The organism is Snodgrassella alvi (assembly GCF_002777855.1).
GTDB classification, from domain to species: Bacteria; Pseudomonadota; Gammaproteobacteria; order Burkholderiales; family Neisseriaceae; genus Snodgrassella; species Snodgrassella alvi_E.
Genome location: NZ_MEIK01000028.1, coordinates 102,814 through 114,191, shown reverse-complemented (window position 1 = coordinate 114,191; position 11,378 = coordinate 102,814). Strand labels below are relative to the sequence as shown.

7 protein-coding genes are annotated in these 11,378 nt (G+C 35.1%); 5 read left to right on the top strand and 2 right to left on the bottom strand.

All coding sequences use genetic code 11. From position 1 onward, the window contains the following. Positions 1–169 precede the first annotated feature (169 nt). From BHC43_RS03805 to BHC43_RS03785, 5 genes are all read left to right on the top strand, one after another. Complete coding sequence (locus tag BHC43_RS03805) at positions 170–5,251, top strand: AAA domain-containing protein (RefSeq protein ID WP_100156557.1); 5,082 nt, start codon at positions 170–172, stop codon at positions 5,249–5,251. Positions 5,252–5,265: 14 nt separating this feature from the next. Continuing rightward, positions 5,266–6,678, top strand: coding sequence for a hypothetical protein (locus tag BHC43_RS03800; RefSeq protein ID WP_100156556.1), 1,413 nt, complete (start codon positions 5,266–5,268; stop codon positions 6,676–6,678). A gap of 699 nt (positions 6,679–7,377) precedes the next feature. Then, a complete protein-coding gene (hutW, locus tag BHC43_RS03795) occupies positions 7,378–8,760 on the top strand; it encodes a heme anaerobic degradation radical SAM methyltransferase ChuW/HutW (protein ID WP_100156555.1) in 1,383 nt (460 codons plus the stop codon). Positions 8,761–8,802: 42 nt separating this feature from the next. After that, positions 8,803–9,315 carry a heme utilization cystosolic carrier protein HutX gene (gene hutX, locus BHC43_RS03790; RefSeq protein WP_100156554.1) on the top strand — a complete coding sequence of 171 codons (513 nt, stop codon included), beginning with the start codon at positions 8,803–8,805 and terminating at the stop codon, positions 9,313–9,315. Further along, entirely contained in the window at positions 9,315–9,959 is a 645-nt protein-coding gene (locus BHC43_RS03785; protein WP_180297419.1) for an NAD(P)H-binding protein, read from the top strand. The genes hutX and BHC43_RS03785 overlap by 1 nt, the downstream gene beginning before the upstream one ends. 108 nt (positions 9,960–10,067) lie before the next feature. On the opposite strand, the gene BHC43_RS03780 is transcribed toward BHC43_RS03785, so the two are convergent. Both BHC43_RS03780 and BHC43_RS03775 read right to left on the bottom strand, forming a co-directional pair. After that, positions 10,068–10,403 carry a zinc ribbon domain-containing protein YjdM gene (locus BHC43_RS03780; RefSeq protein ID WP_100151872.1) on the bottom strand — a complete coding sequence of 112 codons (336 nt, stop codon included), beginning with the start codon at positions 10,401–10,403 and terminating at the stop codon, positions 10,068–10,070. 113 nt (positions 10,404–10,516) lie between these two features. Next, a complete protein-coding gene (locus BHC43_RS03775) occupies positions 10,517–11,305 on the bottom strand; it encodes a YaaA family protein (RefSeq protein WP_100140718.1) in 789 nt (262 codons plus the stop codon). Positions 11,306–11,378 lie beyond the last annotated feature (73 nt).

Here is an 11,378-nt window from a genome sequence, read left to right as displayed (position 1 = left end):
TTAAATTCCAAATATCATAGCGACGCTAATAAAAATTAATGGATTAATCTAAATTTAATAATAAAAAATTTATAAGCATTTTAATTTAACATTTTGAATATATATAAAATTTAATACAAGAGTTATATAATGATAAAGAACAAGTCATAAAGCTAAGTAGAGAAAAGTAATGATAAATCAAAAAAAATGGATTAAATTATGTAATGAAGGCTTACAACAACATGAAATAAAAGCCATTTCAACCATAGAAAACAATTTTATAAAAGAGGAAAAAAAATCATCTTCAAAGACTAGACTTAAAGATTTTATATCTTTAAAACAACAAACCTATTCTGAGTTATCTTGGAAAGGTTATGCTGGATTTAGACTTGCTGTTAACAAAAATGAAGGTGAATACGATTTATTAATATTTACTCATTGTAATATACTTATTATCGAATTAAAAAATTGGAATGGTAAAATAAGTTGTTCAAAAGGCCATTGGTATCAGAATGAGGAAGACAGAGGTAAATCGCCTGTAGCAGTAACAAGAAATAAATTTTATCTTATAAAAGAAAAACTGCGACAAATTAATCAAAAATCACAAAACAAATATTCAAGTGTTTACATTGAATATTTAGTGGTCATGACTGGTAAAGCTACTTTTATAAATTTACCAGATGATGAAAAGAACCATGTCATGTCACTACAATATTTTTTAGAACTAAAAGACGAAGAAAAATTTAGAAAAAAATTCAATATTAGAAATGATGCAACTTATATAAACCCAGCTGATTTAGCTGAAGAATTTTTTAAAGAAAACAGAATTTCGTCTCAATTCTACCGCATCAACGGATATAAAGCCGAAAAAGATGCCCTTTTTGTTCATCCAAAGGAGATTTATAAAGAATACTTGGCACAATCAGAAAATATTAAAACAGATTTAGCATTAATTCGGCGTTGGGATTTTAATCGGATTAACGATGATTTTGCTAAAACATCAGATGGCAGATATAGCATCATAAAACGCGAATATGAAGTTTTAGAACACATTAAAATTGCTAATGAAGACTTATTTAATAATTGTCTCAATCACAAATCACCACCTTCAAAAGATAATATTACTTCAGAATATACAGACATATTCACTTATTTGCCTTCAAATAAAAGTTTCAATATCTTTATTGAACAAAATGCTAAAAATTTGAGTAAAGAACAAAGACTGGAATTAGTTTTTTTAATGCTAAGCAAATTAGCGGATTTGCATAAAATAGGTATTGCTCATCGTGACATCAATTATCATAGTATATGGATAGCAAACACAAAAAAAATTACTTTTTCCAATTTTATTTCAGCTTATTACCCTGAAAAAGGTACTATAGGAAATATCAGAGAAATTTTATCAGTATCAGGGGTAAAAGATTTAGCATTTGAATACTTTCCCATAAGCAAACCTACTCCTTTTATTCAGGATATACGCTCTGCTACAGTATTAGCATGGCACATTATTAATTCAAAAAGCATTTTGCCAGATAGCATTAAAAAATTTGCAGAAGAAATCAAAACCAATAACGAATGGTATGCGGATATATTTAGGAAAGCCTTATCAGAACAGCCTTATATAGATGGAAAAGCCTTTTTCGATGCTTTTAATGAAAGAACACAACAACAATCATACATTTTTCAATTTGATGAAAACCAATTAGATTCTTACAAACATCCTTATAACCATAATATTGAATATTCAAAAGATACAGACACAGAATATTTAAAATTTACTAATGATAAAGAAGTTTATCGATCTAATGGGCAAGTCGTAAAAGCATGGCTAAATATCCATTATAAAAACAATAAATCTGTAGCACAAATTTTATTGAATTTTTTAAAGCAAGTATCTCAACTTAAAGATCTTGCTCCTGATTACTTACCCACAATTCGAGAATTTGGTATTGCGGATAGATCTAGTAGTTTATTTATAGTAAGCGAATATATCGAAGGTTATACATGGAAAGAAATCCAAAGTAAAAATCTAGATGTAAAAAATAAATATAAAATAATTTACAAATTAATACAAACTATAGAACAATTGCATAGTTTGAATTTATATCATGGCGATTTACATCCAGAAAACATAAAAATTCTCGATGATAATAACAATGCTAAAGTGTACTTACTTGATTTAATAGATTACACTTCTAATGGTAAAAGTAATCTCAATTATTATTACTCCCCTCCTACCGCTGAAGAAGCCAGTGAGCAAGAACGAGATAATTTTGCCGTTATGCGAATGGCCTGTGAATTGCTAGATATAAGTTGGGGAGAGGAATCTTCTAAATTTCCTGAAATAGCTAAGGTAATCAAGCTTGAATGCTCAGATAGAGAAACTGGATTTTTATCACTGGAAAGATTTAAAAAAGCATTACAGCCAACACAAAAGAATTCTATTAATATTAAAGGACAAAATAGTGACAGCCAAGATATAAAAATTTTTCCAGATGAAAATAAATTATTTATTGTTTTATCTCTTAAAAAAGATATAAAAAATAAAATCAACATTGATTTTTATGGTATCGGAGGTTTATTTCATACTGTATACAATTTAAATACTCAATGTTTTGATTCAGCCAAAATATCAAATACAAAAGTGCAAATACCCTTTTGGGTAAAGAAAAAAAGCAATTTAAGTATTCCTTTCAGTTTAGAAATATCTGGAAATCAAAATTTTGATTTGACTGAACTAACGAAGAAATTGCTAAATTGGCCTGAATTTAACCATAAAATATCCATTTTTAAACAAACAAATATTGAACAAAGGCAATTGAATTTAACCCCACCATGTACAAATGATTCAACAAACTTACAACATTCAATTGATAATCTATCAGAAATCTCCTTCCCCATAACTAATTTAACTCATCAGCTCAGCGTACGTAATCTATGGACAGCAATAATTAGTAAAGAAACAGATTCATTACCTTATGTTAAAGCTGTAATAGATTATAAGGAGAATCAAAATTCTCCAAAAATTAGACATGATGAAAATAATAACAAATGGTTTGTTTTTTACGAATCTGGAGATAATAGACAAATTTTAGATCAGTTTCGTGCAGATGATAAAATATTTGTTTTAGTAAAAAATGATAAAAATAAAGAACGTACAATGGGTCAATTGGATTTACAATTTTGTACATCATATTATCTTTGTTTTAAAGAAAAACCTAAATTTATCAATTGCTTAAAAACAAATCCCATTATGTACTTGCAAAATTGGCAGACTTTTTCCTCGCTGAGACGGAGAAAAAAAGCAGTGGAGCGGATTTTGGCAGGAGAAAGTATCATCAGTCAATTACCAGAATATTTTGAGACCAATTGTACCCTTCCATGTAAAAATTACGACATCAAAATAGGAGAAGAAGAATTCCGACTCTATGACCGTGATAACGGATATGGTGAAATAGTTACCCTAAATAGTGCACAGCGTTATGCATTTGCCAAATTAATTCAAAATGGCCCTTTATCCTTATTACAAGGTCCGCCCGGAACCGGAAAAACTGAGTTTATCGCCGCATTTGTACATTTTCTTTTTACTCAACAAAATGTACAAAAAATTCTATTGGTCAGCCAGTCTCATGAAGCAGTTAATACCGCAGCCGAACGAATTCGCAAACATTGTCAACGTTTAAAAGAAGATATCAGTATTGTTCGATTTAGTAACCGTGAAACCGCTGTTTCTACTGATTTACAAGATGTATTTTCTTTGAATCTAGTTGGCGCTCAACGAGAAATCCTTCAAGCCACACAGATAAACCGCATCTGTGAAATTGGACAAATACTTGGATTATCTGAAGATTATTTAAAATTGAGAACAGAATTACAGTTGAACATTGGTAAACAAATTAAACGCCTAGAACGTTTGAAAAAACCTATTCCTAAAGAAGAGCAATATGATGTAGCTGAAAACCAAGAATATATAGCTGAGTCTTCGAATCTTTGTAATCAAATTTATGAATATATTTGTTTCTCTCTCGAAGCCTTCATTGGAAAAAATAAAAATATTTATACCGATAAAATTTTACTTGATATAAATAAAATTGATACAATTTTAATCAGTTTAATCGAAATACTTGACCATTACTACAGAATTTCGCCTAAACAATCCGCTCAAGCTGACAATTTAATTGAGTTGACCGATTCAATGCAGCAAGCCCTATCAAACGAAGGAGTTAATTATGATGAATTTCTAGCCCGTTCGCGTCAACTGGTTATAGGCACATGTGTAGGCATAGGTCATGACAATATCGAAATTGATCAAAATATATACGATTGGGTGATTATTGATGAAGCAGCTCGCTCAATGTCAAGTGAGCTAGCTATAGCCATGCAATCGGCTAAGCGCATTTTACTGGTAGGTGATCATAAGCAGCTACCTCCATTGTATTCAGAAGAGCATAAAAAAGCTTTGATGGAACATTATGATTATAGAAAAAGTAAAGAAGAATTCGAACAACAGTTTTTAAGCAGTGATTTTCAACGAGTATTTGATTCCCCATATGGGCAGCATACATGCGCTACCCTAAAAACACAGTATCGAATGGCACCGGCAATAGGCACTTTAGTATCGAATTGTTTTTATGCAGGAGAATTAGAAAATGGTAGATTAATCAAAGATGTACCTAATATTTATAGATTAATTCATCAACATTTTTCAAGCTGTGTAACTTGGTTGGATACAAGTAATTTACCTAATTCGAACGAGCAAAAAAAGGACGAGCATGGCAGACTGTTTAATGAGGCAGAAGCCGATATAATCATAGAGCATCTTCGATATTTGGAAACGAGTACAGATTTCAAACAAAGTGATATTGTACTGAATTGTTTAAAAAAAGGAGAAGCTGCAATCGGTATTATTTGTATGTATAGTGAACAAAAAAATTTGATACGAAAAAAATTTAACGAAACAAAATGGGATGAACAATTCAGGCAACTGATTAAAATCGATACTGTAGATAGTTATCAAGGCAAAGAAAATCGCATTATTATGTTGTCTATCACTCGCAATAACAAAATACTTCAACCAGGTTTTTTAAATTCACCTAATCGTATTAATGTTGCTCTTTCTCGTGCAATGGATAGATTAATAATTGTAGGTGCAACAGCTATGTGGCGAGGTAAAAATGCTGATTTACCTCTGGGCAAGGTATTGGCAATGATGGAATCGAATGAAGATAAATTGGCTTATTCAATCATCAAATTTGAAAAAAATAAACAGTAATTAGCGAGAAAATTATGGAAGAACAAAAATATAAATTAGTTTATAACCAAATAGATTTTATAATCATAGCGCCAAAGTTTCGCATTTCTTTTTCATACACTGATGAAAAGGCATTGTCTTTTGTACGGGAATATATTTTACGTCTACTTATATTGTGTCCTTGCCGACCTGAAGAAATTGCTAAATATTTTGCATTTACTCAATATGAAACTGAAAATGCATTAAATGATTTAGCGAATAAAAAATGGATTAAATATCTTTCCGATGGAAATATTGGTTTAACTACAGCAGGTAGAAAACTATTTAAACATAATACTTTAGCACCAAAATTAATTGATTTACGTACAAAAGAAATCAATCTATATATGGAACTAATAAACGAAAATTTTATAGACAAAAAACATTTAAGCAATAATGAAAATGCTATTAGTTTAAATATATCTTCAGAAATATTTGCGTTTAGGTCAAAATATGCAGAACGTAATTTTCAACAACAGTTTAATGAATTGAAGGATCAAGGTAAATTAATTTTGTACAGTGATTATGGACATTTGTATAAAATAGATGGAGTGGAAGTATTTAATAATAAATACTTTCGTTTTACCCAATTTTTTTCTTTGGATAAGGATACTGGCAATCAATTAGGTCGAAATGATATTCATACACTAAATCATAGTGAAAAAATAGTTCATCAAGTAACAAATATATTAGAAAAATATAAACATGAATATAAAAATAATGTCCAAGACATTATCAGTAGCATGGAAAAATTAAATGATATTGAAACCTTAAAAATTATTACCCCAAAATTTAATTTTTTTATGTTAGAAAAAATTAATCAAAAGTCACCCCAAGATACTTATTTTGTTGGTCAAACTTATCATCAAGATGATATTCAAAAGCTTTTGAAGAATTCGATGGATGAATTAAAAAAAAATATTTCACAATCGCCAAAAATACTTTATTGGATGGGAGTAGAGAATATTTACTGGGGAGCTCAAGAAAAATTTTCGGAACAAATTAATTTATTTTACAATAATGCATTTTGTAATCAAAATAAAAAAGAATATCATTTATATAATTTTCGGCTGTATCTTCCTATAAAAAATTCTAAATATAAAAATACTAAAAAAAATTTGCTGCCGTCGGATAAAAAACAATTTAAAAACAATTTCTATGCTTTTAAAGGAGGTTTTTTAAATAACAATACTGAAATCATAGTATTTGAGAACCAATTTGCCGTGGTTTGCTATCATGCATACTTGGATTCATATGACGTACCCTTGCCAGTTGGATTCATTACCACTCGAATAGAAAAAGTAAATCACATTTTTCAACTTGTTCAGGATTATCTAAAAGAACCTGTTGTGGACAAAGAAGAATCGTCTCCAATAAAAGATTTTGGAAAAATTTTTTCAAACAATTAAGAATCAGATTTTGTGACTATCTAATTAATACCATTTTCTTATTAGGCTTTAAGTAAAACACAAATAATCAATTTGCTACATCTAACACGCTTTATTATATTGTAATATTAAAGGTAATATTTATGTAACCCAATTGGTATTAAGTGAAACCAAAATTAGTGTTTGAAAATTCGCTGAAGAGTTTTAGTGTGGATAGTTACAGGAGCGTTCGGATATACCCAGTTAACCTGTTCGATAATCACACTTTACTGGTAAAAGTGTTGGGATCAGCTAATTAGGCATTCAAGTAAAGTAGACCAAATACCATCTAACTAAAGCATTTTATTGTTGTTTGCCTATTGAGAATTTTTAGAAACAAACCAGCATTTTGTTCTGTAACGTCCTGAGCTGATAGATGCTGATGGCTTCGCAATATTTCAATAATCCCGCTTAGAGCATAGGTGCAGAGTTAATTTGCTTTTTATTTGTTACTAAAATATAAATCTTAAATAATAATGAAGTTTTTGATGTTGTTAAAGCAAAGGTCTGCACCAGCCCATTGGCTATCGTTTTGTACTTCATTCATGAGTTTGCTGACATTTTTATGTCAGTTGATGTGTGTCAATAAAGCGGAAGTTGTAGCATTTTGCTGGCTTAAAACCATTGCCATATGAGAATAATTATTATTTAATCCTGACACTTTGATTTGATGTCTGTGTTATGAACTCTTTGGATTTAAGCCGTTTTTACGCCGCCTCTACTGGGCTGCCGTTTCAGGATAGATGGGCGGTGATGCCATTACGTGCCAGTTTGCCTTTAGCTGCTGAAAAGATAGAAAAGCAATGGACTTTATTGCAGCAATCGCCAATATCTGGCAATAAAAGGCTGATTTATATTCATATTCCTTTTTGTGAAACGCATTGTCAGTTTTGTGGTTTTTACCAGAATCTGCTGCGCAAATTTGATACGGATAAGTATATAACGACTTTACTAGCTGAGATTGCTCTGGAAATGAATAATCCGGTGATGCAGTCTGCACCGATTCACGCTATTTATTTTGGGGGCGGTACGCCATCTGCTCTACCCGCAGGTCAACTGGCGCGGGTTATCAGCTTACTCAGACAATCTTTGCCACTGGCGCCAGATTGTGAAATTACGATTGAGGGGCGAATTTCCGATTTTGATGAGGCACGTACAGAAAGTTATATTGCCGCTGGTGCGAATCGGTTTTCTATCGGTGTACAAACTTTTGATACAGCTATCCGGCAGAAGCTGGGACGTTTATCCTGCCGTGAGCAGATTGTTGAGACATTTGAGCGTATTGGGCGGCTAGACTGTGTGGCACTGGTGTGTGATTTGATGTTCGGTTTGCCGGGGCAAACTGTGCAAAGCTGGCAGACTGATCTGGAGCTGGCAGCCGCTTTGCCGCTGGACGGGTTAGATTTGTATGCATTGAATTTGCTGCCAACTACGCCTTTGGCTAGACGAGTAGATAAAGGACAGCTTGAATTGCCTGCCGTGGCAGCTAAATGTGAATTTTATTTACAAGGTGAGGCGTTTTTACGCCAGCAGGGCTGGATACAATTAAATAACAGCCATTGGGCAAAAACCACACGTGAACGAAATTTATATAACCTGTTGATTAAGCAGGGAGCAGATTTTTTTGCTTTTGGCTCCGGCGCAGGTGGGCGTTTAAATGGGCATTCGTTTATGCTGCATCGTGATCTGGCTGAATACTATGCACAGATGCAGTCAGGTAAAAAGCCATTGATGATGCTAACGGATAAATCATTGTTGGGTAGCTGGTTACATCAGCTTCAGGCGGGGATTGAGGTGGGACGGGTGAATTTACCCGCGCTAACGTCTCAGGCGGAATTGTTGGAACCGCTGCTTATGCAGTGGCAGCGGGCTGGTCTGCTGATCAATGAAAGGGGCTACGCGCGTTTAACGCCGTCTGGCCGTTTTTGGTCAAGTAATCTGTTGCAAGCATTGCAGCAGTTACTGCTGGCTTTAAATAATCCTGAACATCTTGAGTGGCAGGAAAAAATGATGCAACGCCAACCCATCAGCAAACCAATACAGCGTTTTGCCACAACGTCGTGACAAAAATACATTTAATGCAATTGACTTGATTAAGGGAAAACGATGACAAAACATTCACAAAATAATAATCTGCAACTTTTTATGCGCAGCAATCCAGAAGGGACGCTGGAGCAGATTGCGCAACAGTATCAGGTGACACTGGCTGAGGTGATTAAGGCAATACCGGATGTGGTGATAACTGCTGGCAGCCACTTTGATGCAGTGTGGCAGGATGTGCAATCATGGGGAGAAATTACTTTTCTGGTGCATACAGCAGATATTATTGCGGAATTTTCGGGTTTACTACCAGCAGGTAAATATGGTGCCGGTTATTTTAATCTGCAACATCAGCAAGGTTTCGGCGGCCATATTCGCGCAGAAAACTGTGCGCAGATTGCTTTTGTAGAACGCAGTTTTATGCAAATGGCTACGGCGTCGATTATTTTTCTCAACCAGCATGGTGACGCAATGTTTAAAATTTTTGTGGGGCGAGATGAGCAGCGGCAGCTGAAAGCGGAGCAATTAACTAAGTTCCGCAGTCTGGCACAGCGTTTTGCCACCACACAGGAGCAATGATGAAAACATTACTGTTGTTCGGGGTAAGCCAAAAAATGGGCACAGCTTATCAGGTAGTGCAGCAGGCTTTAAAACAAACCGGTCGCTGGCGCTGTGTGGCGCTGGTACGGGATGAGGATTTTGCCCGCCAGTTACAACAGCAAGGAGTGGAAACAATAGTTGGAGATGCCACGAATGAATCCAGTGTGCGCGAAGTGTGCACGCTAGCTGGTCAGGATACTGTGATTGTGTCTACCTTGGGTGGTTCGGCAGGCGCGCACTATCTGGCACAGCGGTTGATTATGGATACGGCAGAGCTATGTGGTATCGGCCAGATGCTGCTGGTGACATCATTGGGCTGTGGTGATACTTGGGCAACAATGTCAGAGCGTGCGAAAAAAGCTTTCGGACATGCAGTACGAGAAAAATCTCTGGCTGAGGTGTGGCTGCAAACCAGTACGCTAAATTATGAGATTTTGCGCCCGGGTGGTCTGGCGCAAGGTGAAGCTACTGGCACTGGCAAGTGTTTTTATCAGCAGCAGGTACAAGGTTATATTCATAGAGCAGAGTTAGCGCGGATAATTTTACAAAGAATCAGTGCGGATAAGCTTGATAACCGTGTGTATGCTGTAGTTGATCCGGGGCTTGATACTGTGGATAACTAAGCTGTAATTACAGTTTGTGGATAATTTAATGATCCACATATAAAAACCGCCAGTCTACAATGCTTTGTTTAGGCACTTAGATTGGCGGTATTTCTATCGTTCAGAGTATCAGGCTTTTTTAACAAAGCATGCTTTTAGCATAATTTTCATACCATCTACTTTACAGTCTATCTCGTGGTCACCCTCAACCAGACGGATTCCTTTGGCTTTGGCACCTTTTTTCAATACGGTGCTGCTACCTTTGAGCTTGAGGTCTTTAATCAGAATCACATCATCACCGTTGGCTAACGGATTGCCATTACTGTCTTTGACATCCAGCTCCTGTGTGGCTGGTGTACTATTAGCATCCCATTCATGCCCGCATTCGAGGCAAACAGTAAATGTGCCATCAAAGTAATTTTGTTCACTAGCGCATTGCGGGCAAATCGGCGTTGTTTCAGACATGGTCAGATCTCTATATGGTTTAAAGCGGGGATTGTACCGAAATCTACTGCAAGCACCACATTTTTATGTGTAACTTACGCGCTTTTTCAGCCGTTAGTATCCAGATGCTGAAATTAATTTCGATTTTGATACTGCTGCGCCGTTTTTTCAGAACGTTTAAACACCAGCTCATGTTCATTCGATTCTTTTGCGCAATACTGGTAACCATGGTCGCTGAATTCATGCAGCATTTTAGACGACTCAAGTTTGTTTCGCACAATGAAGCGAGTCATCAAACCCATCGCTTCTTTATCATAGGCGTTGACATTCATGTATTTACCGGCTTTTTCATCAAGAAATACAGGTTTAATTACTTTGGCTTTCAGTTTATCGCTATCAATTACTTTGAAATAATTGTCAAAGGCTAAGTCGATGATGGTATCGGTTTCAATCTGATTCAGATGGTTGGTAAGAATGTCATGCCAGAAATGATACAAATTGATTCCCTTTGGATTTTCCAGTCGCACATTCATACTCAGACGATACGGTTGGATTAAATCCAATGGCCGCAGTAAACCATAAAGGCCAGAAAGAATGGATACTCTTTTCTGCATGTAGTCCAGTTCGTGCAATGATAATTCACTGACGCGCATGCTATTGTAAATATCACCACCATAGGCAAAGATAGCCTGTAAAGCATTATCGAGGGTAAATGGCGGCTTCCAATCGCGAAAGCGTTGCTGATTCACTTCAGCCAGATGCGGGCTAATGTGCATAATTTCTTCTAATTGTTTGAGGCTAAGTTTGCGGCAAATCTGTACCAGCTGTTCACTCTGTGTCAGAAATTGCGGCTGGCTATAAGTGTCGCTCAGGCGCGGATTAGCAAAGTCCTGAGTGGTCGGTGCGGCGATTATGGTTAGCATACTGCCTCCTGTCTATTTGCTGGCACGCTTTAAAAAGCTAATTATTATCAACATGATGGTACACATGAAGTTG

Excerpts from the sequence above, each read along its gene's own strand:
- BHC43_RS03805 (WP_100156557.1), top strand. The coding sequence starts at position 170 with ATGATAAATCAAAAAAAATGGATTAAATTATGTAATGAAGGCTTACAA.
- BHC43_RS03800 (WP_100156556.1), top strand. The coding sequence starts at position 5,266 with ATGGAAGAACAAAAATATAAATTAGTTTATAACCAAATAGATTTTATA.
- hutW (WP_100156555.1), top strand. The coding sequence starts at position 7,378 with ATGAACTCTTTGGATTTAAGCCGTTTTTACGCCGCCTCTACTGGGCTG.
- hutX (WP_100156554.1), top strand. The coding sequence starts at position 8,803 with ATGACAAAACATTCACAAAATAATAATCTGCAACTTTTTATGCGCAGC.
- BHC43_RS03785 (WP_180297419.1), top strand. The coding sequence starts at position 9,315 with ATGAAAACATTACTGTTGTTCGGGGTAAGCCAAAAAATGGGCACAGCT.
- BHC43_RS03780 (WP_100151872.1), bottom strand. The coding sequence starts at position 10,403 with ATGTCTGAAACAACGCCGATTTGCCCGCAATGCGCTAGTGAACAAAAT.
- BHC43_RS03775 (WP_100140718.1), bottom strand. The coding sequence starts at position 11,305 with ATGCTAACCATAATCGCCGCACCGACCACTCAGGACTTTGCTAATCCG.